Raw genomic sequence first — 25,588 nt, 5'->3', positions numbered from 1 at the left:
ATGTGGGCGATGTCTGGGACCTCGTGGTGGTCGGCGCCGGGCCGGCGGGCTCGGCCGCCGCGCTGCGGGCCAGGCAGCTCGACCCCGGCTGCCGCGTGCTGCTGCTCGACCGGGCGGCCTTCCCGCGCGACAAGGCCTGCGGCGACGGCATCGCGGCGCACGCGCGGCACGAGCTCGCGCTGCTCGGGCTGCCCGGCCTGCTCGACGACCACCGGCCGACGCCGCGCCTGTCGGTGACGTCGCCCGGTGGAGCCCACGTCTCGGCCGTCGTCGCGCGGCCCAACCACGTGGTCCCCCGCCGGGTCTTCGACGCCCGGCTGGTCGAGGCGGCGCGTGCGCGCGGTGTGGAGGTCCGCCGCCACCGGGTGCACACGCTGACCGCTCTCGGCGAGCACGTCGTGATCGACGGCCGTCTGGTCGCCCGCACGGTCGTCGCCGCCGACGGCGCCAACTCGGCCGTACGGCGGCTGATCGGCGTCCCGCCGAGCCCGGAGCGGCACACCGCCATCGCGGTGCGCGGGTACGCCGACGTGCCGCCGGACGACGACGTGCAGGTCATCGTCATGCAGAGCGAGGCCTGGCCGGCCTACGCCTGGTCGTTCCCGGTGGGCGACGGCACGGCCAACGTCGGCTACGGCCTGCTGCTGCCCCGCATGCGGGAGACCGGGTTGCCGGGCCGCGAGGTCCTGCACGGGCGCCTGGCGCGGCTGCTCCCCGCGCTGATGGAGAACCCGCCCGGGGAGGTGCGCGACCTGCGGGCCCACCACCTGCCGCTGTCGAGCGGGCGGCCGGTGCCGGGAGCGGGCCGGGTGCTGCTGGCGGGCGACGCGGCGAGCCTCGTCAACCCGCTGACCGGCGAGGGCATCTACTACGCGCTGCTGTCGGGGCGGCTCGCCGCCGAGGCCGCGATCGGTTCGCCGGGCGACCCGCTGCGGGCCTACCGGCGTGGTCTGCGCCGGGCGCTCGGGCGGCACCTGCGCACCACGGACGTGCTCGCCCTGGCCGCCCGCTCCCCCGGGTTCATCGACGCGGCGATCGCCGTCGCCGCCCGCCGCACCGAGGTGTTCGACCTGCTCGTGGACGTCGGGCTCGGCGCGGGCACCGTGCCGCCCCGCCTCGCGGCGGCGGTCGTCCTCCGCCGGCTGCGCGACCTCACCTGAACGGCAGGCCGTACTCCGCGTCGAGGTCGCGCACCCGCCGGGCGGCCCGCGCCCGGGCCGGGGACCCGGCGGGCAGCGCGGCCAGCAGCGCCTGCCAGGCGACGAGGTCGTCCCTCCCCCACGGCGCGCGCGTCCACCGTTCGAGCAGCGCGGGGTCGCGGCGGGCCACCAGCAGCTCACGTACGCCGTCGTCCAGCAGGCGGCGCTGCCAGACGACGCCGGGCGCCTCCGAGCCGGGCAGCAGCGGCCCCCGGTAGGCGCGCAGCGCGGCGTCCGCGTCGGCGGCGGCCAGGTGCTCGGCGAGCGCCTGGAAGTCGGCCCGCACCGGCACCCGCAACCGGTACGGACGGGAGTCGAGCAGCGGCCCGAGCCGGTGGCGCAGCCGGGACAGCTCCGCGCGCAGCGTGACGGGGTTCAGCATGCGGTCGCCGTACAGCTCCGCGCTGAGCTGGTCGCTGCTCAGCCCCTCGGGATGGCAGGCCAGCAGGACGGCGATCTCGCTGTGCCGGGGTCCGAGCCTGATGCGGCGCGCCCCCTCGGCGAGGACGGCGTCGTCCCGGCCCAGCGCGGTGAGCGTCACCGCGGGCGCGAGATCCGGCGCGGGGAGAGCCGCCAGATGAGCCTCCGCCGCACGGGCCGCCGCCTGCACGAGGGCCAGGCTGTACGGGCTGGCCAGGTTGTCGCCGCCGCTGACGTCGACCGCGCCGAGCAGGCGGCCGGTGCGCGGGTCGTGGATCGGCGCGGCGGCGCAGGTCCACGGCTGCACCGGTACGGCGAAGTGCTCGGCCGCGAAGATCTGCACCGGATGGTCGACCGTGAGCGCGACGCCGGGGGCGTTGGTGCCGGCGTGGGCCTCGTCCCATCGGGCTCCGGCGACGAAGTTCATCCGCTCGGCCCGGTCCCGCGCCCCACGATGGCCCTCGACCCACAGCAGCCGCCCGGCCGCGTCGCACACCGCGAGCAGGTGCCGCCCGTCGTCGGCGATGCCGCCCAGCAGGTCGCGGAACAGCGGCAGCACCCGGGCCAGCGGGTGCGCGTCGCGGTAGTCCTCCAGCTCGTCGTCGGTGAGCTCCAGCGGCGCCAGCGCGTCCGGGTCCACCGCCCGGGCCGAGCGCCGCCACGAGTCCGCCACCACCGCGCGTACGGGTCCGTCGACCGCGCCGGCCGACAGGAAGCGTTCGTGGGCCCGGCGCAGCTCACCGGTACGCTCGGCCGCGTCGGCCCCGGACTCAAGCGCGAGCCATGGATTGGTCACGGCGCCCTCACCTTCAGCGTCTTCAGGCGCCATCGTCACCCAGCCCCGGCCGCCGGGCAACACCCGGTCAGCGGGAGGACCAGATGTCCTTGTCGATGTCCCCGGCGGCCTGCGGGCCCATCAGGCCGAGCCCGCCGTCCACGAACAGCGACGCGCCGGTGACGTACGACGAGGCCGGCCCGGCCAGGAAGGCGATCACGGCGGCGACCTCGCGGGCGTCCCCGGGACGGCCCAGGGGGTAGCCGGGCCGGGTGCCGGGCCGCGGCGGCTGGTCCTCCTGGCCGGTCATCGGGGTCGCGATCTCTCCCGGCGCGATCGTGTTGACCGTGATGCCGTGCCTGGCCAGCTCCAGCGCGAGCGTGCGGCTGAGCATGCGCAGACCGCCCTTGGCCGCGCAGTACGGCCCGGCCCCGAGGCGGGGATAGTCCTCGTGGACGCTGGTCACGTTGATGATCCGCCCGCCCGCGCCGCGTTCGATCATCCGGCGCGCGGCGCGCTGCGAGCACAGGAACGGCCCGTCGAGGTCGACCGCGAGGACCGACCGCCACCGGTCGTAACCGATCTCCAGGAGTGGCTCGGCCGTGCCGGTGCCCGCGTTGTTCACCAGCACGCCGAGGCCGCCCAGTTCGTCGGCGAGCTCGTCGACCACGGCCGCCGCGGCCACCGGGTCGGTCAGGTCGTGCCGCCGCACGGCCGCGCGGCGGCCCTGCTCCACGACCTCGTCGGCCGTCTCCCGCGCGCCCTTCTCGTCCCGGTGACAGGTGACGCCGACGTCGAAGCCCTGGGCGGCGAGCGTCACCGCCGTCGCCCGCCCGATGCCCGAGTCGGCTCCGGTGACGATCGCCACCTTGTCGTAGTCGAAGCGCGAAATCGGCGCCGCCGTGTCCGCCATGGGCCCGGCGTACCCGGAAGGTCCTTCTCTACACGCTCCGCCGGGCGCGGGCCATGAGGGCCAGACGCTCCCGCTGCCGGGGCGTGAGCCGCGCCAGCCGCTCGCGCGGATCCGGCCGCTTCATGATCGCGTCGGTGCCGATCAGCGCCTCGGCGTGATCGGCCGCGAGCCGTACGGCGTCCTCCGACGCGGCGTTCGCCGCGAGCGGCGCGATCCGCTCCCGGTATCCGTCGTCGTCCAGCGCCCGCGCCAGCAGCCGGGCCGTCCGCTCCTCGTCCCATCGGGACACGGGCAGCCATCGCGCGACGCCCGCGCGGTCGAGCCGCTCGGCGTTGTCCGGCCGGTCCACGCCGTGCGCCAGCAGCACCTGCGGGGTCGACGACGACAGCGCCCGGGCGAGCGTGCCGATCCCCCCATGATGGACGACGGCGGCGACACGGGGCATGAACGAGGCGAACGGCGCCGAGGGCACCCAGTCGATCCCGTCGGGCAGCGACTCCGGCTGGAACGCCGGGTGCCTGTTCACCAGCAGGGCACGCCTCCCGATCCGCCGGCACGCCCGCGCCGCGACGTCGTAGAACCGGTCGTGCAGCACCTGCCCGGTGCCACCGGTGATCAGCACGGGCGGGTCGGTCCAGTCCGGGACCGGCCCCTCCGCCGTGTCGCCGAGCACGAACCCGCAGCGCACGACGCCCTCCGGCGCCGGCTGGCCCGCGGCGTCGAACCATTCCGGCCACAGCGCGAGCTGCGTCGCGGCACTCGTCAGATAGGCGGCCCAGTCGCGGACCGGACGCAGGCCGAACGACTCGAAGACCTCGTCGTACCCCTGGCCGAGCACGCGCCGGAAGAGGTTCCCGAGCACCGGCAGCGAGACGTACTGATGGGGCGTGACCGACACCAGCGCCACCGGGACCCCGCGGAGCTCGGCGGCCATCAGCCCGGCGATGCCCGAGGTGTGCCGGGCGACCACCACGGTGTCGCCCGGCCGGTAGTGCGCCTCGACCATGCGGACCTCGTCGGCGAGCAGCTCGAACAGGCCGTTGCGCCGGTAGAGCGCGAGCACCCCTTCGGGGTCCTTCAGGGGATCGAGCATGTACCGCCGGGCGTCGTCCAGGTGCCGGTCGTAGCCCTCCGCCGTGTCGATGGGCAGGTGCCGCAGGCCCGCGGCGGCGATCCGGTCGGCGAACCAGGAGTGCGTCATGACGATGACGTCGTGGCCGCGCTCGGCCAGCTCGCGCCCGATCCGTACGAACGGGAGCACGTCGCCGTTGGTGCCGTGGGTGCTCAGCAGCATCGTCGCCATGCGGATCAGCCGTTCCCGGATTCGAGCAGGGCGTCGATCTCCTCGTCCGACAGGCCCGCGAGCTCGTCGAGCAGTCCGGCCAGCTCATCGTCGTCGGTGTCGGCGAGCTGCCGCTCCTCGATCACCTTGGCGACCTCGGCGACGGTGAACGAGGTGGTGTAGAGCGTGTCGAAGGGAAGCTCGACGCCGAACTCGGCGCGGACCCGCGCCATGAACTGCACCAGCCGCAGCGAGTGGCCGCCCAGCTCGAAGAAGCCGTCGTCCACCGAGGTCGGCGCCGTGTCGAGCAGCTCGGCCCACAACCGCATGACGGTCGCCTCGACGGGGCTCGCCCCCGCAACCTCCGTCACGGGGCGGGCGGCCCGCATGGCGTCGAGGATCGCGTCGGCGCCGGTCAGCCGGGTCGCGATCCGTTCGACAGCCGCCCAACCGGCGGGAGCGGCCGCTTCGACGGTCCGGACGGGCCCCGCTGCCCTCTCCTCAGCAGGGCCCGGCGTGTGGACGACGGCCGCCGCGTCGCCCGCGTCGAGGACGTACCAGGCCGTCTCCTCGCCGTCCGGCTCCACCCTCGCGGGCAGGGCGGCGAGGAAGTCCCTGGCCGGCCGGTTGCGCTCGGTCGCCCGGAAAGCCAGGGCCACCCGGGCCAGCCCGCGCTCCCGCGCGAGCGTCCCCAGGTGCGCGAGCATGCGGTGCTCCACCCCGCGCCCGAGCGCCCGGCAGCTCAGCAGGAACGCGCCGGCGCGCAGCGTGTCCCCCTCCGTCCGTACGTCGGTGAGGCCGACGACGCCGTAGTCGCCGAAGCGGTCGCGCACGTCCACGACGAACTTCTCCTCGCCGTCCAGGCGGCGCGTCCCCAGGTTGAACTGGTTGGTCCGCTCGGCGAGCTGAACGGCCCGGGCCTCGTGCTCGGGACCGGCCGGGGTGATGGTCACCCGCAGGTCGAGCGTGGCGAAGAAGTCGGCGAGCGACATCTCGCCCCTGGCCTGGTCGCGCCGCCGTTCCTCCTGGTAGCGCCGGGTGCGCTCGCGGTCGGCCGCGGTCACGGACGTCACGTCGAGCGGCCAGCAGTGCCGCAGGAAGTCCGCGGCCCCGGCCGCGTCGGCCGGAAGCTGGAGCGTCAGCACCTCGGGGCAGCCGGCCCGGACCTCGGCGCACTCGACCGGGCTGTCGTCGAGGAACAGGAAGGAGTCGAGCCCGAGGTCGAGCTCGGCGGCGAGCGAGCGCAGCGCGTCCGGCTTGGCCTCCCAGCCGACGCGCATCGCGGTGACGTCGTCCAGGCCGACCGGCAGCTCCGGATGCCTGGCGAACACCTCGCGGACGTCCTTCTCCTCGTTCTTGCTGCACAGGCACAGCAGCCTGCCCGCGGCGACCTGGCGGGCCAGCTCCCGCCAGATCTCCAACCGCTGCGGGCCGATGACGACGCCGTCGGGGCCGTCCTCGCCGACCACGCCGTCCCAGAGCGTGCCGTCGCAGTCCGCGACGACGACCTTGGGACGCGGGGTGGTCACGGCGTGCAGGCGGCGGGCGACCGCGGCGGCCAGCGCGGCGAAGTAGCGGTCGGTGTAGGGGACGTTGCCGGTCCGATCGGCGAAGGCGTCGTGGATGTCCTCCGGCTCCGGCTCGTACGGCTCGGCGGAGGTGAGCACGGACACGGCCCGGTCGCCCTCGAACGCCCGGGCCAGCCCGGCCGCGAAGCGCGCGTGGGCCTCGGGCGAGCCGTGCTCGGGCGAGGGAGGGCAGACGACGAGCACGTGGGGCGCGCCGGACGCGCGCGCCGAGGCCCGCAGCGCGGCGGCGAGGTCGGTGGCCACGGCGTCCAGCTCGCCGGGCCCGTCCTCCGGGTCACGGTCCAGATCTTCCGCGCGGACGAGGACGACCGCGGCGCCGGCCCGGCCGAGCACGCTGCCCGGGTCGAGGAGCGAGGGGAAGACCTGGTCGTACGGAGCGAAGGCGACGTCCCCCTCGACGTCCAGTTCGGCGAGCCAGAACCGCAGGGCGTCCCCGAGCGGCTCGGCGGTGAAGGTCGCGGCGACCCCCAGCCCGATCTTGTCCACAGCGGTTTCCCTTTCGAGAGCGTGATCAGTCGGACATGGCGACGAGGATGCGGCGGGAGCCGGCGAAGGGCCTGCGGCCGTGCCCGACCAGCACGTTGTCGATCAGCAGCAGGTCGCCCTCCCGCCAGTCGACGTCCACCGCGTTGTCCAGGCCGCGGTCACGGGCCTGGATGACGTACTCGCCGGGGATCGGGGCGCCGTCGGGGAACGTCACCGACTGCGGCAGCTCCTCCGGCGGCATGAGCTCGGCGAGCATGGCGGCGGTCTCGTCGCCCAGCGAGGCGGGATGCCACTGGTCGGCCTGGTTGAACCACACCTCGGCACCGGTCACGGGGTGCCGGGTGGTGGCGGGCCTGACCTGCGAGACCCGTACGCCGCCGTCGGGACGCCACTGCCAGTCCGCCCCGATGCGGTCGAGGAACTCGGCCACCTCGTCGCGGTCCTCGGTCTCGAACGTCTCCTGCCAGCTCTTGCCGAGCCCACGGCCGGCGTGCAGGTTCTGGGTGTAGCGCACCCCCTTGGCGAACGCCTCCCTGACCTCGTCGTCGAGCGACTCCAGCCAGCGCACACCGTCCACGACGGGAGTCGCCCCGCCGCTCTCGGCCGCCTTCTCGCAGTAGAACAGCAGCCGGGAGGGCCAGGTGGCGGAGTACGACAGCTCGTTGTGCATGGAGATCGTGTACTCGGGCGGGTACTCGGTCGAGGTGTAGACGTTGCCGCCCACCTTGGTGCGGGGCGAGTTGCCGTGGACGTACGCCAGCCGGTTGGGCAGCAGCATGTCCATGACGGCGTCGAGGGTCTCGGGTGTGACGCCGAACCCCCGGAAGACGAGCGCCTTCTCGCGGACCAGTAGGTCGCCCACCTTCGTTTCGCGCAGCCGTTCCACCAGCCCCTCGGGGGTGGCGGCGGAGCCGTCGGGGGTTATTTCCAGGGGCTTCCAGAAGTCGTCCATGCGTCCTCCTTCTGCACGGGATCCGGCCACGGCCGAGCACGGGGAAAAAGTCGAATTAAGGAGGCAGGCGGGCCCTCGAATAGGCGGCGCCCCTGCGGCAATAGATTCCGGCGGCCAACATAGAACCAGGGTCGGCTTACGCGCAAGAAACATGTTTAATCCCGTTCGCTCGACGTCGGCAGTCAAATTACTCGACATGATCGTGTGTCCGCCGGCAGTGCCGACGACCACTCATGTTCGGCCGCCCGCAATCGATGACGGAAGGTCGGTTTCCCCTTACTCTTCGCGCCTGATCGCAGGTCGAAGTGAGGCTTGCGTTACCAGACTCACATCCCGTATCGTGAAATAATCCGTTTTGTGGGAGCGCTCCCACGCATCTCGGCTCGAACGCGGCGAGATACGCGGCGAGGTCCTGCGGAATCGACGATCAAAGCGTTTTCTGGTTCAACCACTTTTCTGCGTGGTCAGCTGGTCCTGCGCATTACTGCGCAGAGAGGAGAACGCTCGGTGACGATATCGCCGACGACTGACAACGAGCATCTAATAGCGTCGCTTTCCCCACGCAGGCAGGAGGCGCTGCGCCGGCTGCTCGCCGCCAGAGCCGCCAGAGCCGCCGCCGCGAGCGTGATCGCCCCCCGTGGGGACGGACCCGCCCCCTGCTCCTACGAGCAGACCCAGATGTGGCTCGGCGCCCGCTTCGCGGAGGGCGCCCCGGCGCCGAACGCCACCATCGGCCTGCGGCTGACCGGCCCGCTCGACGTCCGGGCCCTGACCGTCGCCCTGGACAGCCTGGTCGAACGCCACGAGATCCTGCGTACGGTCTACGAGGGCGACGGACACGAGCCCCGCCAGATCGTCCTCGACCCCGGGCCGGCGCCGCTCGACGTCGTCGACCTGCGGGACCTGCCGGAGGCCGAGCGGGAGGGCCGGGCCCGGGAGATCACGAGCCGGGCCGCCGTCGAGCGCTTCGACCTGGAGACCGGGCCGGTCCACCGCACGACGCTGGTCCGGCTGGCCGACGAGGACCACGTGCTGATGTTCGTCTGCCACCACATCGCGTGCGACGGGTGGTCGGTCGGCATCATCGTGGACGAGCTGACCAGCGTGTACGCGGCCGTCCACGAGGGCCGTCCCGCCGGGGTGGCCCCGCCCCCGCTCCAGTACGCCGACTACGCGGCCTGGTCTCGGCGTGAGCTGAGCGGCGAGCAGCGCGAGCGGCGCCTGGCGTACTGGCGCGACCGGCTGGACGGCGCGAGCGCGGTGGAGCTTCCCATCGCGCGGGACGGCCAGGCCGTCGTCGAGGGCAACCGGAGCGACTGTCACCTGTTCACGCTGCCGGACGAGGTCCTGCGCGCGCTGCGGGAGGCCGGCGGCCCCGGCACCACCCCGTTCGTGGCCCTGCTCACCGTCTTCTCGATGCTGCTGGCGCGCTACACCGGACAGGGCGACCTGACGATCGCCACGGTGGACGGCGGCCGGCGCCGGGTGGAACTGGAGCCCGTGCTGGGCTGCTTCGTCAACGCCCTGCCGCTGCGCGCCGACCTGTCGGGCGACCCGTCGTTCCGCGAGGCCGCCGCCGGGGTGCGGCGCAGGCTCGGCGAGGCGCTCACCAACCACCTGCCGTTCTCCGAGCTGGCCGGGGCGCTGAGCGACCGGGACGCCCGCAACTTCTCGCTGTCGACCGTCGGCTTCTCGCTGCGCGTCTTCCGCGACCAGCGGGGGCGCTGGCCCGGGCTGCAGGCGTCGGTCTGGGAGCACGAGGTCGACGACTTCACCTACGACCTCGCGCTGCTGGTGCACCTGAACGGCACGGGCGACCCCGAGCTCTATCTGACCTACCAGAAGGACCGCTTCGACGCGGACTCCATCGCCCGCATGGCCGGGCACTACCGGGCGCTGGCCGAGCGGATCGCCGCCGCGCCGGACGCCCCGCTGGCCGGGCTCGACCTGGTCACCGACGCCGAGCGCGAGCTCGTCCTCGGAACGTGGAACGACTCGGCGCGGCCGTACCCGGACGTGGCCCTGCCCGAGCTGCTGGAGCGCCACGCGGATTCGGACGCGGTCGCGGTCTCCTTCGAGGGCCGCACGACCACCTACGCCGAACTGCACGCCCGCGCCAACCAGGTCGCCCACCTGCTGCGCGAGCGGGGCGTCGGCCCGGAGGACACGGTGGGCGTGCTGCTCGACCGGAGCCCGGAGCTGATCGCCTGTCTGCTGGGCGTGTGGAAGGCGGGCGCGGCCTACCTGCCGATGGATCCCAAGTTTCCCGCGCAGCGCGTCCGCGACATGCTGTCGATCGCCGCGACCCCGCTGGTCCTGACCTCAGCGGGGCACGCGCACCTGTTCGACGGCGCCGAGGTCGTGGACGTGGAGAGCGGGGTGCTCGACGACCGGCCGCGCGAGCCGGTGGGCGTGCCGTACGACATCGACCGGCTGGCCTATGTGATCTTTACGTCGGGGTCCACGGGCAAGCCGAAGGGCGTGCAGGTCACCCACCGCGGCCTGGTGAACCACGTGTGGTGGGCCGTGGAGGACCTGGCGAGCCAGGGCGACGGCGGAGCGCCGCTGTTCGGCTCGGTGGCCTTCGACCTCGTGGTCCCGAACCTGTGGGCGCCGCTCGTCACCGGGCAGCGGGTCACGGTGCTGGAGCAGGACTTCGACATGGGTGAGCTGGGCGCGCTGCTCGTCGCGGGCGGGCCCTACAGCTTCATCAAGTGCACCCCCGGGCACCTGGAGGTGCTCGGCCACCAGATCGACGCCCGGCAGGCCGAGGCGCTCGCCGGCGTGATCGTCGTGGCGGGCGAGGCGCTGCCCGGGTCGATGGCCAACCGATGGATGGAGATGCTCGGCCCGGGGCGGCTCGTCAACGAGTACGGCCCCACCGAGGCGTCGGTCGGCACGTGCATCTACCCGGTGCGGGACGCCCAGCTCGTGGAGGTCGTGCCGATCGGCCGTCCGCTGCCCAACATGCGGATGTACGTCCTCGATGCGAACCGGCGGCTGCAGCCGGTCGGCGTGCCGGGCGAGCTGTACGTCGGCGGCGTGGGCGTGACCCGCGGCTACATGAACCGCCCGGACCTCACCGAGGAGCGGTTCCTCCCCGACCCCTTCTTCGAGGGCGGGCGGATGTACCGCACCGGCGACCGGGTGGCCTGGACCCGGGACGGCGACGTGGCCTTCCTCGGCCGGTTCGACGACCAGGTGAAGATCCGCGGCTACCGCATCGAGCTGGACGAGGTCAGGGCGGCCGTCCTCGACCACCCCGGCGTCCGGGACGCGGTCGTCACCGTGCACGCGTTCACGCCCGAGGACAAGAGGCTGGTCGCCTACTACGTGCCCGAGGCGCGGGACCTTGACGACCTGGCCGAGCACTGCACGGCAAGGCTGCCGGATTACATGGTCCCGTCGGTGTTCGTGCCGCTGGAGACCATCCCGCTCAACGCCAACGGCAAGGTGGACCGCAAGGCGCTGCCCGATCCGGTCGTCCGGGTCGGCGAGGACCTGGCCGAGCCGGAGACCGAGACCGAGATCGCGGTGGCCGGGGTCTGGCGGGAGGTCCTCGGCATCGACGCGATCTCGATCGACAGCGACTTCAACGCGCTCGGCGGGCACTCGCTGCTGCTCATCCGCATGGTCGCCAAGCTCCGGCAGGTGCTGCCCGCCGACGGCTACCAGGTGACCGTCCTCGACGCGATCGCCAACCGCACGGTGCGGGAGCTGGCCGCGCTGGTCGACGCCGCCAACGGGGCGCCGGAGGGCGCCGCGGACGAGGGCCCGCGCGGCCTGCTCGTCGAGCTCACCCGGCCGGTCAAGGCCCCGGTGCTGTCGCTCGTCTGCATCCCGTACGGCGGGGCGAGCGCCATGGTCTACCAGCCGCTGGCCGACGCGCTGCCGGCCGGGCACTCGCTGTTCTCGGTCGCCCTGCCGGGCCACGAGCTCGGGGTCGAGGAGAGCACGATCCCGTTCCACGAGGCCGCCCAGCGGGTCTGCGACGAGGTCGTCGAGCGCGTGCGCGGCCCGGTCGCGTTGTACGGCCACTGCGTCGGCAGCGCGCTCACCGCCGAGATCGCCCGCAGGCTGGAGGCGGCGGGGCGGCGCGTCGAGGCCGTCTACACGGGCGGCAGCTTCCCGTTCGCCACCCCCACGAAGGGCCTGAACGGCCTGCTCGGCCGGATCTTCCGCAGCAAGGCGCTGGACAACGCCAACGCGCACGCCAACTGGCTGCGCGCGATGGGCGCCGACCTGCAGGACCTCGACCCCGAGCAGGTCGACCACATCATCAGCACGATGCGGGTGGACGCGCGGGCCGGTGAGGACTACTTCAGCGAGCTGGTCGAGCAGCAGAGCCCGCAGCTGCGCGCCCCGGTGATCTCCATCGTGGGCGACCGCGACGCGCTGACCGACTTCTACGAGGAGCGCTACCGCGACTGGCACTGCGTCTCCGAGACCACCGCGCTGGTGGTGCTGGCCGAGGCCGGGCACTACTTCCTCCGGTACCGCACCGAGGAGCTGGCCGCGATCGTCACCACCGCGCACACCTCGGTGGACCGTCCCGAGGAGTGGCACGTCCCGGCGCCCGGTGACACGGCCACCTGGTGGCGGGAGGCCGTCTCGTCCGACCGGAAGGCCGACACGGACGGGCCGCAGCCCAGCCTCGGCCGGTTCTTCACGGTGGCGACGGGCCAGATCGTCTCCATGATCGGCGCGGTGATGACCGAGTTCGCCGTGCCGATCTGGGCGTACCTGAAGAGCGGCTCGCTGGTGCAGTTCGGCCTGTTCGCCATCGTCGGGCTGGTGCCGGGGCTGATCCTCGCGCCGCTGATCGGCGCGCTGGTCGACCGGTACGACCGCAAACGGGCGATGCTCGCCGCCGACGGCATGTCCCTGGCCGTGCAGGCCGCGCTGCTCGCGCTGATGGCCGGCGACGTGCTGAGCATGCCCCTGCTGTACGGCCTGCTGGTGCTGCTGTCGATATCGGTGACCCTGCAACGGGTGGCCTGGCAGTCGGCGGGGCCACAGCTCGCGCCCAAGCACTACCTGCACCACGTCGGCGGCGTCGTCCAGCTCGGCAACGCCGTGGCCCAGCTCATGGTGCCGCTCTTCTCCGTCGCCGTGCTGGCGCTGATCGGCATCGAGGGCATCCTGACCGCCAACGTGGTCTGCTACGCGATCGCGTTCGGAGTGACCCTGCTGGTCCGCTTCCCGGCCACGATGGCCTGGCGGCGCCGGGAGACCGTCTCCGCCGAGATCCGCAACGGCTTCCGCTACCTGCTCCGGCGGCGGGGCCTGCGGGCGATGGCCTTCACGATGTTCATCGTGAACTTCTTCCTGTTCACCGGGTTCATCATGATCCCGCCGCTGGTGCTGTCGGTCGGCGAACTGGCCGACACCGGGCGGGTCGCGGTGCTCGCGGGCATCGGGGCGGTCTGCGGCGGCCTGATCATCACGCTGTGGGGCGGCCCGCGCGACCGCCGGATGTTCGGCATGCTGGCGGCCGCCGGAGTGCTCGGGATCTTCTGCGCGATCGCCGGTCTGCGGCCGTCGCTCATCCTGATCACGCTCGGCGCGTTCGGCATGTCGCTGATGATGACGATCAGCGACGGCATCTGGCTGACGATCATCCATTCGAAGGTGCCCCAGCGCTACCACGCCCGGGTCATCGCGATCAACCGGATGCTCGCGCTGTCGACCCAGCCGGTCGGCCTGGCCGTACAGGCCTGGCTGGTGGGGCTGGTCTTCGAACCGCTGATGCGGCCGGACGGGCCGCTGGCCGACACGGTCGGGAAGGTCATCGGCACGGGAGACGGCCGCGGCATCGGCCTGCTGTACATCGTGTGCGGCCTGGCCATCGCGATCACGATCACGCTGGCCCTGCGGCACCCGGCCCTGGCGAGGTTCGACCAGGAGACCCCGGACGCCGAGCCGGACGACCTGGTCGGCCTGGAGGCGCTGCGCAGCAGGCAGGAGCAGCGGCACGTCCCGCCGCAGCGGGTTCCGTCCGAGCTGTGAGTATGTGAATGGCACGCGGGCCGCCGGGTACGGCGGCCCGTATGGACGAGAAGAAGATGAACCCGAAGCAGCTCGCCGAGGAGCTGGCGACGAACGCGCAGGACGACCCGCGGTTCAAGAACCGGACGCCCGGCATCCGCGCCACGCGGCAGGGATCGGTGGAGCAGGCGGATCTCGACGCCGCCGGCATCGTCGGCGGCAAGGGAATCTCGGGCGGCGGCGCCTCCGGAGGAGGGACGCTCGGGCAGCCGCCGACCGGACGGCTCGACGACGACCAGCTCGCCGACACGGTGGCCGGCACCGGCCTGCCGCCCGACGATGAGGAGGAGGACGAGGGCGACCAGTGAGCGCCTGAGGCACGGGGTCGCCCCCGGGCCCATGCCGCCTGATCACACCCGGCGAACGTTCCTGGTCACCGCACTAGGTGAGACGGAAGGTCGGGCGGCCGCCGGGACCGGTCTCGGCGTCCAGGGTCTTGCCGCCGACGGCCTGCGCGACCTCCGGTTCGAGGAAGACGCGCACGTCCGCTCTCTCGATCACCTCGTCGCCCGAGAAGGGCGCGCTGACCAGCGACAGCTCCAGCGAGGCGGGCTCGCCCGGCTTGGCCGCGATGCGCAGGCCCGCCTCGTCGGGGAGATACTCCCCCACCATCAGATCGCGGATGGCCTGAACGGCGTGGTCGGTGACTGTCAGCACGACGCGCCTCCCGTGTGTCTGCTCACGCGTCCTCACTCGCCCGGCTCCCGGAACCGCGGCGCGTCCGGTGGAGGACCGGTGTTCTCCTGGATCAGCGCGCCCAGCGTGGTGTCGTCGGCGATGGCGTGCTCGGCCTCGGCCGTGTCCTCCAGCGCGGTGATCTGCTCCGGTGGCCGCGCCCTCCGCTCCGCCTCGTCCCGGGTCCGTACGGCTCCCTCAATGGCCTCCAGCATCTCCCCGCGGCTGTAGGAGCCCTCGGGGATCTCGTTCAGAAGGGCGAGGGTCTCGGCCGGCACGTGGACGTCCGCGGCGGCGGCCGAGTAGAGGTCGCGTCGCGTGGCATGGGGACGGCCGTGGAAGATCTCGTCCACGACCTGGCGCAGCCGCTCCGTGTCCACAGGGTGTCCTTACCCTCCGGTGCGCGGATCCCACGCCCGCTCACAGGTCGGCGACGAGCAGCCGGTATCCGACGTCGTACTCCTCCAGGCCGAGCAGGTCGCGGTGGCGCTCGTGCCAGCGGCCCGACTCCAGGTCGGCGGCGAGCCGGTCCAGGGCCGGCCGTACGACCGCCTGGTCGAGTTGGGCCAGCACCGACATGCCGGACCTGACCACGGGATCGAGGTAGCCCTCGGGCCTGCGCCAGTAGGCGGCGCCGAACCCGTCGGTGCAGTCGTGGGGGATGGGCACTGCCTCGACCCTCGCGCCGCCGAGCAGCCGGACGAGGCCGGCGATCGAGGCGGCGCGGGCGTCGTCCAGCGCCGCGCCCTCGGGCAGATACTCCCTGAGGAACCAGTAGTCACGGGTGAGCTCCTGATCCCAGGTGAGGATCACCACGCGGCGCCGCGCGACCCTGCGCAACTCGGCGATCCCGGCCGCGAGATCCGTCCAGTGGTGCACGGTCAGGAGGGCCATGGCGGCGTCGGCCACGCCGTCGGCGAGGGGAAGGGCCTCGGCCCGGGCGCGCAGCACGGGGGCCGACCCCGGCGGCCGCTGGGCGATCATCACCGTGCTGGGCTCGACCGCGAGCAGGGTCGTCGGCGGCTCGTACGACCCCGTGCCCGCCCCTACGTTGACGACCGTCGCGGCGTCCCCGAGCGCGGCGACGATCCGGGCCGCCAGCCTCGGGTCGGGCCTGCGGGCGGCGCTGTAGGTCCTGCCGATCTGGTCATAGACGGTCATGATCCTCAGTATCCGCCCCACCGGATGGGGCTCCTCATGCGAGCCAGTCGAGCCACTCGCCGTGCGGCCCGGCCATCGCGAGCGGCTCCCCGTCGAGCGCGGGCAGGAACGCCAGCCGCCTGTCCGGCAGGCCGGCCGTCAGCCTCGCGGCCAGTGCGGGCAGCCGGGGCGAGCCCTCGTTGGAGATCCACCGCACCGGCAGGGTCCGTACGAGCGCCACGAAGCGGTTCCGCGCCTCGGCGTCCAGGTAGGGCATGACCGCGCTATGGAAGACGACGACCGTCACCCCGGCCGGCGCGGCGGCGACGAGACCGGGCAGGGCCGCCACGGCGTCCCCGCGGACCAGACGCGGCGGGTCCTGTCTCGCCATCCGCACCGCCCCGCGCAGCCGCGCCAGCCGGTCCTCCTGCTCCGGCCACACCAGGCACTCCAGCCAGCGCACCGCCTCGTCGTCGCGTACGTCGACCGGGTCGAGATCCAGCCCGGCCCGCCACACCACCTCGGGGAGGCGCTCCGGCACCGGCACCTTCCCGTTCGTCCGGCAGGTGAGCAGGACAGGGCTCCCGGCCGGCCCGATTTCGGGCCCGTCGTCGTACCGGTAGCGGTACCGGTCCGGGTACAGGCACAGCCCCGCCGACGCGCCCACCTCCACGAGGGCCAGCGGCTGCGGCAGCGCCGCCAGCACCGGCAGCAGGCTCGCGCACCGCCCCGCCTCGTTGGTCTGCGTCCTTCGGGCGAGCACCGTCTCCCGCACCTCGGCCCAGTGGCGTACGGTCCACTCCCGGAAGCGGCCGAACTCGTCGTACGGCCCGCCGAGGTAGCGCACCGCCGCGAGCAGCAGGTTCGGCTGCCTCTTCGGCTCCGGCAGGCCGTCGATCAGCCCGAGCAGCACGGGGTCGGCGGCGATCCCGAGGCCGAGCGCCTCGTAGGCCGGGCTGTGTCCCCTGACCTCGCGCTCCGCGAAGTACCTGTACCACTCCGCCGTCTCCATGCCCGCCTCCTCCAGGAACGCCCAGGGCTCCATCGAATCAGGCCGGAGCGCGCGAAGTGTTCCGGAGCCGCCGGCGCGTTCACTCCGGACCCGGCAGGTCCAGCGACGCGAGCCGCTCGGGGTTGGTCACGACCGTGATGCCGGTGACCCGGCCACCGGCGACGGTGAACGAGACGACCGAGAGCAGTGCGCCGTCCTCGCGCCAGGCCACGATTCCGGGAAGGCCGTCGACGAGCAGCACGCGCCTCCGCGCGGCTGCGCCGGCGGACAGCCGCGCGCCGGCGGCGACCGCGGTGGCGCCGAGGGTGACGACCACACCATCGGGAGTGTCGGCGGTCAGCCTCACGTCGGGGTCGAGCACGCGCAGCAACCCCTCGAAGTCGCCGCGGCGAGCCGCCGCCAGGAACGCCTGGACCACTTCGCGCTGCTCCTGTCCCACGGCCGTCCGCCGCTCGGTCGCCTGCACCTTCCTGCGGGCGCGGCTGGCGAGCATCTTGGCGGCGGCGGTCGACTTGCCGAGGATCTGGCCGATCTCGTCGAACGGCACCGCGAACAGGTCGTGCAGCACGAATGCCAGCCGCTCGTCCGGTCGGAGCGACTCGAGGACGACGAGGAGCGCGAGCCCGACCGAGTCGGCGAGCGCCACGTCGTCCTCCGGCGCGGGGCCGTCGTCGACCGTCACCACGAGTTCGGGGAGCCGGTTGTCGTAGGACGCCTCAGCGCGCGCCTGACGCGATCGCAGGACGTCGAGGCTGATGCGGCCGACCACCGTGGTCAGCCAGCCGGCGAGGTTGTGGATCGTCGCGGTCTCCTGCCGGGACAGCCGCAGCCATGCCTCCTGGACCACGTCCTCGGCGTCGGCGTGCGATCCGAGCATCCGGTAGGCGACGGCGCGCAGCCGGTCGCGCTCGGCCTCGAACGCCTCGGTCACCCGGTCCTCGGGACTGTTGTGGGACATGTCGTTACCTTCCTCGGCTCTGCTCCGTCATGGAGATGACGGGCCCGGACGGGCTCAGGTAACCGATGAAGGAGCGGGAACAATGGAAGCACGCATGAAGAGCACGGTGAGCCCCGACGTCTTCACCGCGATCCAGCACCTCAACAAGGCGATCCAGGCCGGTGGCGCCGACCCGCTCGTGCTCGAGCTGGTCCACCTGCGCGCCAGCCAGATCAACGGCTGCGCCCCGTGCGTGTTCGCCGGGGTCGCGTCGGCGAAGAAGCACGGAGAGACCGACGAGCGGCTGCACAACGTGGTCGCGTGGCGCGAGACGCCGTTCTTCACCGACGGGGAGCGGGCGGCGCTCGCGCTGGCCGAGGCCGCCACCCGGATCCAGGACGGCGCCCCGGGCGTGACCGACGAGATCTGGGACGCCGCCGCCGCCCACTTCGACGACAAGCAGCTGTCCGCGATCATCCTGAACATCGCGCTGACCAACTTCTTCAACCGCATCAACCACACGATCCGGGAGCAGGCCGGCAAGACCTGGTGAGCCGGGGCGGGGGTACGCCGGGGGCCCGGCCATGGGCCTCCGGCTACCCGGCCGTGGAGCGGAAACCGGCGGTGCGGGCCGGCCGTTCCCAGATCCACAGACGCTCGCCGTCCTCGACGCGTTCGGTGGGCAGCAGGCCGATCCGGCCGGCCACCTTCATGGACGCCTCATGATCGGGGTGGATGTGGGCCTCGATCCGGGTGACCCTCCTGTCACGGAGCCATCCGGCCAGCGCGGTGGCGGCCTGCGTCGCGTACCCCCGGCCCTGCCAGGCGCTCCCCACCACCCATGCGATCTCGGCCCGCCGCCCCTCGTCCACCACCGTCGCCTGGACGTAGCCGACCGCCCGGCCGTCGGTGTCGCGGCGGATGACCCAGTTGAGCCACTCCTGCCGTCCGTCCGGGGACCGGCGGGCTTCGAGCGCCTCGTACCGGGCGCGCAGTTCGGCCAGGGTGGGCGCGGTTCCGCCGATGAAGGAGTACAGCTCCTCCCCCGCCAGCACTCCCGTCATCTCGTCCGCGTCCGCGGCCGTCAGCGGCCGCAGCGTGACAGGGCCCGCCGCGATGGTGTCGTGCATGCCCGAAGTCTCCCCGGCCGCGGGCCGTACGCCCAGCGGTTTTCCACCCGCGGATAACCGATCGATTCCCGGCGGCTTCGCGGACATCATGGCGCGCATGAAGCACCGCAAGGGTTCCGAGCGCTCCCGTCGGAAGGCGCTGGCCGAACTGCACGGCTCGCTGGACCGCCGCTGCCGGCCGGAGGACGTCGCCGAACTGGTCCTCCAGGCGCTCGCGGGGCGGCTGACGGGCCGCGAGCGCAACGTACTCGCCCGTGCCGCGCGGCACTCCTCGCGCGGCGCCGCGTGGTTCACCTCGATGCCGGACGACTACGCGCGCCCCGTCGGCGGAGCGCGCCAGGTGGCGGTGGCCGCCCGGCTGTTCGACGGACCGGCGGAGGTGGACCCCGACGACCCCGAGTCGCTGCGGGCGTACGCGAGCAGGGCCGGGCACTCGATCGGATGGACGCCCGACCGGAGCGACTTCCTGGCCGACCGGCTCAACCGCGAGGCCCGGGAGGCCGCCGGGATGGACCTGTCGAAGCGACAGTACAACCGCCGGTTCCGGATGCTGCGCCGCATAGCCGCGAAGGCGGGCACTCTCGAGACCGAGCGGGACAAGCGACGGCTGCTGATGGTCGGCGTCACCGGCTTCGGCGCGCGCGTCCCCCTGCACAGGTTCGTCAAGGACCCGGACGCCGCCTGCTTCGTGGCGTACTACACGGCGCGCCGCAAACTGCGCCGCGAGTTCAGCCTCTCCGGGCGGGACAACCCCTTCGACGAGATCGCGGACGTCCTGCTCGCGCGGTGCGGGGACGACGCGGACTGGTGGATGATCGCCCAGGTCCGGCCCACGCCGGACGTGCTGGACCGTCTCACCGACGAGGAGCGCGGACGGCTGCTCGGCCAGTGGTCGGCGGTCATGCGGCACGCCGCCCGGCTCCTGGGCGACCGGTGGCGGCCGGCCATGGACCGGGCGACGATGGTCGTCCGGCCCGGCGACGACTCCAGCACGTGGAACTCCCTGGCGGGGGCCTACAACGCCGCCCGCGCCGGGTGGCTCGCGTGCCTGGCCTCCCTGAACGCGCTTGAGCTGCTGGACGCGTCCTGCCCGGGAAAGGCGATGCGGCTGATGGCCGCGGACCTGGCGGCCTGGCACCGCTCGACCGGCGGCGACGTCGATCCCGGCACCAGGGTCTGGGCCGCGCTGCCGCCGCCCTGGGAGGTGCTGGACGGCACGGCGTCCTGCACCCGTGCGGACGTCGAGGCGGCCTGCCGTACGGCGGAACTGGACCCGGAGAGGTCGGGCTGGACCGCGCCCGCGGCCAAGCGTCGTGTCGCGGTGTTCCGGCCCACCCCGGAGCTGGTCCACGGGGTCGCCGTCGCCGATCCGGTGTGGGCGGCCCTGCTGCGCCGGGCCGGGGTGTTCAGCGGCCGGCCCGTCAGGCCCGATCTGGCTCCGGACGCCCTGCACGGGCTCCGGGCCGGTGTCGTGACCGGCGACCTGCCCGGTCCTCGGGAGAGTGATTAATTCCGTGGCAGGGCCGGGGAACAGGCGAGCAGACTGGAACCGGCCCCGCCGTAGTTCAGCGGTAGAACGCCCGGCTCTTTCTCCGGGTGGGCGCCGGTTCGAGCCCGGCCGGCGGTGCCCACGAAGGAGCATCCTCGTCGTAGTTCAGCGGTAGAACGCCCGGCTCTGGGACCGGGTGGGCGCCGGTTCGAGCCCGGCCGGCGAGGACCTCCACAACGTGGATCATGGTGATGGGATGGATGCCGTCGAAACGCTCGTCGTCAGGGCCGCGCCGGGCCATCGGTACGCGCTGTGGGACCTGTGGACGGCACTGTCGCAGGCGGCGGGCGATCGCGAGCACGCCGAACGCGCTCTCGACGCCCTGGCATCGGCCCCGCCCTGGCTGTGGCCCGAACTCGATTCCGCGCGGCGTGCGATGTGGTACTCGGCACCCGCAGTCGCTCCAGTGCCTGAGCCGCGCAGGCTGTGGCGCCTGCGCCGCAGGCCCCCCGAACCGGACACCCCGCTCGCCGTGCTTGTGGCGGCGTGCGCCCATGACGGTCACGAGCGGGAGCGCGCCGTCCGGCATCCGGCCATGCGCCACGACCCGCGGCTGCTGCCGATCCTGGTGATCCGGGCCGCCGACTGGGTGGCCCAGGTGCGGTCGGCGGCGGCGGACGTCCTGGACCAGGTGCTCGCGGTGCCCACCGGTGCCACCCTGGGAACCGTCGCGCCGGTGGCCGTACGGATCGGGGGGCGGCGACGCGGCGAAGGGGTCGTCCGCATGGTCCGTGACGCGCTCTCGCGGGCGGGCGACGAGGTCCTCACGGCCCTGCGGAGCAGCGCCGACATCCCCACCCGCCGGTTCGCCTATCGGGCCTGCCTCGACGGCCGTCGCATCGGCGAGGCGGATCTGATCCACGCGGCGCGGCACGAGGAGGACATCGTCTCCCGGACGCTGTGCGCGGAGGCGGTCGCCGAGATGGACCGTCCCGACCTGCTGCGGGAGCTGCTGGCGAACCGAGCCGCACAAGTGCGCGCCACGGCGCTGACCGCCCTGGTGCGGCTCGGCGCACCAGAGCACGGGGAGCGCATGCTCGGCGACGGGTCCCCGGCGGTGCGGCTGACCGCGCAGTGGGCGGTCCGGCGGGTGGGCGGCGACCCGGCGGAGTTCTACCGCCGTCTGCTCGACGAGCCGCCGGGCCACGGGCTACGGCACCTGGTCGCCGGGCTGGGTGAGTGCGGCACTCCCGCCGACGCCCCGATCGTCTCGCCCTATTTGACCGACGAGAGCCCCCGCGTGCGGGCGGAGGCCGTACGCGCCGCGTGCCGCCTGGGAGCGCGGGTCGACCTCGCCGCGATGCTCGTCGATCCCGCGCCGGTCGTCGTCCGCCACGTCGCCGAGGCGCTGCGCGACGCGCCCCCGCCGCCGGACCGGTTGTGGCCGTTGCTCGACGGCGTTCGTCCCCCGCACGTACGGCGGGCGGCCCACCGGCTGCTCACCCGGACGGACATGTGGAACCGGCTCAAGGCGGACCTGGTTCTCCTGACCGGACCGGACGAGCCGCTCCGCGCGCGGGCCCGGGCCGGTGTGGACGACTGGCTCACCAGGCAGGCGGCCACCGCGTACGCGGGACCATCCGAGCCACTGCGCGACGAGCTGGCGGCGCTGGTTGAACAGGCGTACGACGCGCTGGGCGAGCGGACCGCGCGCGTTCTCACGTGGCACCTTCGGACGACCAGCAAGATCGATAATGTGCCCGAGTGATCGGACCCCGGTGGGCGCGTGTCGTACGACCGGCGCTCGTGGCCGCGCTCCTGATGGCAGGGCTCGCGGGCGAGCCGGACCTCCTGAAGGACGCAGTGAGGTGCATGTCCATATCCTTCGGTGGTTCGACGTCGCTGTCCTGCGGTGATCCCGAGTTCGAGGCGAAGATCAAGGCCGACGCGCTCACCCCCGAGGAGGCGGAAGCCATCGGCTGCCCGCCGATCTATTGGAGAGGCGACCGGAGCACGCCCGAGCCCGGCCTCCCCCTGTCGCAGCCCGGCTTCATGATCGCGGAGCCCACGTACACCCCGCGCACGCCCGATCCGGCGGTCGCCGCGCGGGTGAACCAGGCGTGGGACCGAATCGAACGCTGGCTGGGCGCGCACGCCTCGGCCACGCTGCGGACGCTCAAGTTCGGCGCCGACCCGCAGGATCTCGCCCGGTGGGAGGCCACGCGCAGCCGCCGCCTTCCCGACGACCTGTACGCCTCCTACCTGCGGCATGACGGCGCCGACGGCAATCCCGGGGCGGGGTTCCAGCTCCCTCCGTCGTACACCCTGCTCGGGGTGTCAGACATCGACTCCGAGAACTGGAGCAAGTGCCAGGACCTGGTGATGGAGGGCGACCTGGACGCGGCCGACCCCGAGCACGGGGTGTGGCACGGCAGCCTTCTGGCCGTCGGCGGCGACGCCCGCGGCCGGGAGCTGTTCGTCGAGCCGCGTACGGGCCGGGTGGGCGAGGCCGCGTGGCAGGAGAAACTGAAGTACGACGGCCCGATGGGCTGGCCCTCGCATCTGGCGATGCTGGAGGCGCTGGCCGGCGCGCTGGAGCGGGGTGCGGCGCTGCGCGACTGGCATCCGGTCGTGACGGCGGGCTGTGAGCTGCGCTGGGCCGATGATCCCGCCCCCGCGCGGCCGGGCTGCGCCGGCGGCCCCCGGCCGTCTCCCAGCCCCACGCCCACCGTGGAGCCGACCCCGGAGAAGCCGACGGCCGAAGAGCTGCGGGCCGGCGGCTGCCTCCCGACCCGCCGTACGCCCCGGGTGCGTATGCCGGGGCCGCGCGTCACCGCCGAGGTGAACGCGGTGTGGCGGCGCATCGAGCGGTGGCTTGCCCGCAAGGCGCCCGCGACGTACACGCTGCTGCGGCCCCCGGCCCGTCCCCTGGACATCGCCAGGTCGGAGGCGGCGATGGGGCTGCGGTTCCCCGACGACCTGCGCGCCTCACTGCTGCGTCACGACGGCGGCGGCTCCTGGGGCTTCGGCCCCGCCCCCTTCTACGAGCTGATGTCCGCCAAGCACATTCGCAGCGAGTGGAAAATGCTCTGCGACGTCGGAGGAGACCTGCTCGGTTACTGGTGGGACGGCCATCTGATCCCCTTCGCGTACGCCAACGACGGCGGGAACCTGTTCGTCGACACCCGTACGGGGAAGACGGGCGAGTTCTTCAACGAGGAGGGGATCACGCTGGAGGGCGACGTGGTGTGGCCGTCCTACCTGGCGCTGCTGAAGGCGACCGCGAGGTCGCTGGAGACCGGCAGGCCGATCCGCGGCTGGCGGCCGGAGGTCGTCAAGGGCGCACTGGAATGGGAGAGCACCCGGGGCTGACGCCCCCGGCGGAAATCCGCTATTCACCAAGATCGTCTTCGTGATAACCAGGACGAGCCGGGTCGGCACGCCCCTGGGCCCGGGCCTCTCCCAGACGAAGGAGCGTCGATGAGTCGATTACGACAACTGCGCACGTCTGCCGCGGCGGTCATTGTGCTCGCCCTGCTCGCGGGGCTGGTGGCTGCCCCCGCCACGGCGAGCACCGCCACCACGGACAGCCTTGGCACCACCTTTGTGAAGCGTGTGGGCACCAGGCTCATGATCAAGGACACCGGAAAGCCCTGGCGCTTCGCCGGGGCCAACGATCACCTTCTCGCCCAGAGGGGCCACGAGGTGGTGGACAGTGTCTTCCACCGCGCGGAGACGGCCGCCCTGAGGGTGATCCGCGTCGCCGGTTCCAAGGAGATCGGTGAGGATGACGGCACCTCCGATGGCCACTTCCAGTACTGGGACGGGACCAAACCCGCCTACAACGACGGAGAGGACGGCCTCCGGCAGCTCGACTACGTGCTGTGGAGGGCCTCGATGTCCGGAGTCAGGGTGATGATCCCGCTCGTCAACGACTGGACGGGCTATGGCGGCATGGACCAGTACGTCCGCTGGACCGGCGGGCAGTACCACGACGACTTCTTCACCACTCCAACAATCAAAGGCTGGTTCAAGGACTGGATCAGCCATCTGCTCAACCGGGTCAACACGCTGACCGGCGTCGCTTACAAGGACGATCCCACGATCATGGCGTGGGAACTGGCCGACGCGCCCCGGTGCAAGGGGACGGGCGGCTTGCCCACCTCGCCCGACTGCAGCGCGGCCACGATCACCGCCTGGGCGGACGAGATGTCCCGGCACGTCAAGTCGCTCGATCGCAACCACCTGCTGAGCGCGGGCGACGAAGGGTTCTACTGCACCGACCCGGGCGGCCCGGACCTGACGAACAACTGCAGTCAGGGCGTGGACACCCTCGCTCTGGCGAGGCTGCCGGAGATCGACCTGATGTCCCTGCAGCTCTTTCCGGACAAGTGGGGCAAGGACGCCGCCTGGGGCACGGCCTGGATCACCAGGCATCTCGCCGACGGCCGAGAGATCGGGAAGCCGGTGGTGCTCAGCGCGTTCGGCCTGCTGGACAAGGCCGTGCGCAACCCCGTCTACCAATCCTGGACGAACGCGTTCAGATCCGGCAAGGGAGCGGGCTTCGCCTTCTGGCAGATCAACGAGGAGTTCTTCGGCGACATCCTCCCCGACCTCGACGGCTACACAGTCAACTGCCCCGGCCCGGTCTGCCAGACCCTCACCAACGCCGGCCTCCTGATGAACAACCGCCCACCGGAGTTCATCGATCCGGTAGCCGACGACGACACGGCCGTCACGGCCGCGAGGACGGCGGTCACGATCGACGTCACGGCCAATGACATCGCCTACCACTACCTAATCGATCCGGACTCCGTCGACCTCGATCCGGAGGCCGAGGGACGCCAGACGAGTGTCACCGTGACCGGCGGTACGTTCACGACCGACTCGTCCGGAAAGGTGGTCTTTACCCCCGTCGACGGGTTCACCCGCCAGGCCACTGCGACATACGTGGTAAACGACGACAGCTTGTCGCGGAAGCTGTCGAACGTCGCCCGGATCACGGTGACCGTCAAGCCCGACCCGGACAGGGCGGTCAAGATGTTCTCCTTCGAGGACGGCGTGCAGGGATGGGCGCCGCAGGCGGTCGAGGGCACGGTCACCCAATCCACCGAGTTCGCCACCGACGGCACCCACAGTGCGCGGGTGGACATGGCTCCTCGCTGGGAGGGCGACGGCGGCACCTGGTGGGGCGCGCGCCTCCCGGAGCCCGTCGACCTGTCGGCCAAGGGCACGCTCAAGTACGACCTCAAAACCGGGGCGTCGTGGACCTGGACCGAGCTTTTGCTGCTGGCCGGCCCCGACCTGCACGAGTGCAGGTCTGCGACCGACTCGAAGGACGAGAACAGCACGGTGACGGTCGACATCAGCCTCGTCGACTCGTTCTCCTGCACGGCCGAGGACCTGAAGGACGTGCGCGGCCTTTACCTCTGGATCAATGCCGGCACCTTCTACATCGACGACATCCGCGCCGAGTGACGGCCTGACGTGTGGTGCGGGCAGGGCTCCGGCTTCCTGCCCGCACCCCTCCCATGCGGCCGG

At 72.8% G+C, this 25,588-nt stretch carries 19 protein-coding genes and 2 tRNA genes; 10 read left to right on the top strand and 11 right to left on the bottom strand.

Features of this window, described 5'->3' with window-relative positions:
• Positions 1 to 2 precede the first annotated feature (2 nt).
• On the top strand, positions 3 to 1,160 hold the full coding sequence (locus HHX30_RS35365; protein WP_211593162.1) for a geranylgeranyl reductase family protein: 1,158 nt from the start codon (positions 3 to 5) through the stop codon (positions 1,158 to 1,160).
• On the opposite strand, the gene HHX30_RS35360 is transcribed toward HHX30_RS35365, so the two are convergent.
• From HHX30_RS35360 to HHX30_RS35340, 5 genes are all read right to left on the bottom strand, one after another.
• Positions 1,153 to 2,415: a helix-turn-helix domain-containing protein gene (locus tag HHX30_RS35360; protein WP_169987854.1), complete on the bottom strand. Its 1,263-nt coding sequence runs from the start codon at positions 2,413 to 2,415 to the stop codon at positions 1,153 to 1,155. The genes HHX30_RS35365 and HHX30_RS35360 overlap by 8 nt on opposite strands.
• A gap of 67 nt (positions 2,416 to 2,482) precedes the next feature.
• Positions 2,483 to 3,307: an SDR family oxidoreductase gene (locus tag HHX30_RS35355; RefSeq protein WP_169987852.1), complete on the bottom strand. Its 825-nt coding sequence runs from the start codon at positions 3,305 to 3,307 to the stop codon at positions 2,483 to 2,485.
• A gap of 28 nt (positions 3,308 to 3,335) precedes the next feature.
• Complete coding sequence (locus HHX30_RS35350; RefSeq protein WP_169987850.1) at positions 3,336 to 4,610, bottom strand: glycosyltransferase; 1,275 nt, start codon at positions 4,608 to 4,610, stop codon at positions 3,336 to 3,338.
• A 5-nt stretch (positions 4,611 to 4,615) separates the two neighbouring features.
• Positions 4,616 to 6,664 carry an HAD-IIIC family phosphatase gene (locus HHX30_RS35345; RefSeq protein WP_169987848.1) on the bottom strand — a complete coding sequence of 683 codons (2,049 nt, stop codon included), beginning with the start codon at positions 6,662 to 6,664 and terminating at the stop codon, positions 4,616 to 4,618.
• A gap of 25 nt (positions 6,665 to 6,689) precedes the next feature.
• Entirely contained in the window at positions 6,690 to 7,616 is a 927-nt protein-coding gene (locus tag HHX30_RS35340) for a TauD/TfdA family dioxygenase (protein WP_169987846.1), read from the bottom strand.
• A 507-nt stretch (positions 7,617 to 8,123) separates the two neighbouring features.
• Between HHX30_RS35340 and HHX30_RS35335 the strand changes: the two genes are divergently transcribed.
• Entirely contained in the window at positions 8,124 to 13,625 is a 5,502-nt protein-coding gene (locus tag HHX30_RS35335) for a non-ribosomal peptide synthetase/MFS transporter (RefSeq protein ID WP_169987844.1), read from the top strand.
• 41 nt (positions 13,626 to 13,666) lie between these two features.
• A complete protein-coding gene (locus HHX30_RS35330) occupies positions 13,667 to 13,972 on the top strand; it encodes a hypothetical protein (RefSeq protein WP_169987842.1) in 306 nt (101 codons plus the stop codon).
• A gap of 73 nt (positions 13,973 to 14,045) precedes the next feature.
• Here the strand turns inward: HHX30_RS35330 and HHX30_RS35325 are convergent, their stop codons facing one another.
• Genes HHX30_RS35325 through HHX30_RS35305 form a run of 5 tightly spaced genes read right to left on the bottom strand, consistent with a single transcriptional unit; the run spans position 14,046 to position 17,449 of the window.
• A complete protein-coding gene (locus HHX30_RS35325; protein WP_169987840.1) occupies positions 14,046 to 14,321 on the bottom strand; it encodes an iron-sulfur cluster assembly accessory protein in 276 nt (91 codons plus the stop codon).
• A gap of 32 nt (positions 14,322 to 14,353) precedes the next feature.
• Positions 14,354 to 14,719, bottom strand: coding sequence for a hypothetical protein (locus HHX30_RS35320; protein ID WP_169987838.1), 366 nt, complete (start codon positions 14,717 to 14,719; stop codon positions 14,354 to 14,356).
• 40 nt (positions 14,720 to 14,759) lie between these two features.
• A complete protein-coding gene (locus tag HHX30_RS35315) occupies positions 14,760 to 15,500 on the bottom strand; it encodes a class I SAM-dependent methyltransferase (RefSeq protein WP_169987836.1) in 741 nt (246 codons plus the stop codon).
• A gap of 34 nt (positions 15,501 to 15,534) precedes the next feature.
• Positions 15,535 to 16,524 carry a DUF2332 domain-containing protein gene (locus HHX30_RS35310; RefSeq protein ID WP_211593130.1) on the bottom strand — a complete coding sequence of 330 codons (990 nt, stop codon included), beginning with the start codon at positions 16,522 to 16,524 and terminating at the stop codon, positions 15,535 to 15,537.
• 46 nt (positions 16,525 to 16,570) lie between these two features.
• Positions 16,571 to 17,449, bottom strand: coding sequence for a sigma-70 family RNA polymerase sigma factor (locus HHX30_RS35305; protein ID WP_169987834.1), 879 nt, complete (start codon positions 17,447 to 17,449; stop codon positions 16,571 to 16,573).
• An 82-nt stretch (positions 17,450 to 17,531) separates the two neighbouring features.
• Between HHX30_RS35305 and HHX30_RS35300 the strand changes: the two genes are divergently transcribed.
• Positions 17,532 to 17,981, top strand: a complete 450-nt coding sequence (locus tag HHX30_RS35300) for a carboxymuconolactone decarboxylase family protein (RefSeq protein WP_169987833.1) — start codon at positions 17,532 to 17,534, stop codon at positions 17,979 to 17,981.
• A gap of 43 nt (positions 17,982 to 18,024) precedes the next feature.
• On the opposite strand, the gene HHX30_RS35295 is transcribed toward HHX30_RS35300, so the two are convergent.
• Positions 18,025 to 18,558 carry a GNAT family N-acetyltransferase gene (locus tag HHX30_RS35295; protein WP_169987831.1) on the bottom strand — a complete coding sequence of 178 codons (534 nt, stop codon included), beginning with the start codon at positions 18,556 to 18,558 and terminating at the stop codon, positions 18,025 to 18,027.
• A 97-nt stretch (positions 18,559 to 18,655) separates the two neighbouring features.
• Between HHX30_RS35295 and HHX30_RS35290 the strand changes: the two genes are divergently transcribed.
• The 6 genes from HHX30_RS35290 to HHX30_RS35265 all read left to right on the top strand — a co-directional run bounded on the left by HHX30_RS35290 (position 18,656) and on the right by HHX30_RS35265 (position 25,525).
• Positions 18,656 to 20,068: a hypothetical protein gene (locus HHX30_RS35290; RefSeq protein WP_211593128.1), complete on the top strand. Its 1,413-nt coding sequence runs from the start codon at positions 18,656 to 18,658 to the stop codon at positions 20,066 to 20,068.
• Positions 20,069 to 20,112: 44 nt separating this feature from the next.
• Positions 20,113 to 20,185 (top strand) — tRNA-OTHER (locus tag HHX30_RS35285).
• 16 nt (positions 20,186 to 20,201) lie between these two features.
• Positions 20,202 to 20,274, top strand: a tRNA-Gln gene (locus HHX30_RS35280).
• Positions 20,275 to 20,303: 29 nt separating this feature from the next.
• Positions 20,304 to 21,815: a hypothetical protein gene (locus HHX30_RS35275; RefSeq protein ID WP_169987829.1), complete on the top strand. Its 1,512-nt coding sequence runs from the start codon at positions 20,304 to 20,306 to the stop codon at positions 21,813 to 21,815.
• 104 nt (positions 21,816 to 21,919) lie between these two features.
• The gene (locus HHX30_RS35270; RefSeq protein WP_211593126.1) at positions 21,920 to 23,419 is read left to right on the top strand and encodes an SMI1/KNR4 family protein; all 1,500 of its coding nucleotides are present in this window, start codon (positions 21,920 to 21,922) and stop codon (positions 23,417 to 23,419) included.
• Between the two features lie 108 nt (positions 23,420 to 23,527).
• Entirely contained in the window at positions 23,528 to 25,525 is a 1,998-nt protein-coding gene (locus HHX30_RS35265; RefSeq protein ID WP_169987825.1) for an Ig-like domain-containing protein, read from the top strand.
• Positions 25,526 to 25,588: the final 63 nt, after the last annotated feature.

It is taken from the genome of Microbispora sp. H10836 (assembly GCF_012999525.1).
Lineage (GTDB): Bacteria > Actinomycetota > Actinomycetes > Streptosporangiales > Streptosporangiaceae > Microbispora.
This window is presented reverse-complemented; position numbering and strand designations above follow the sequence as displayed.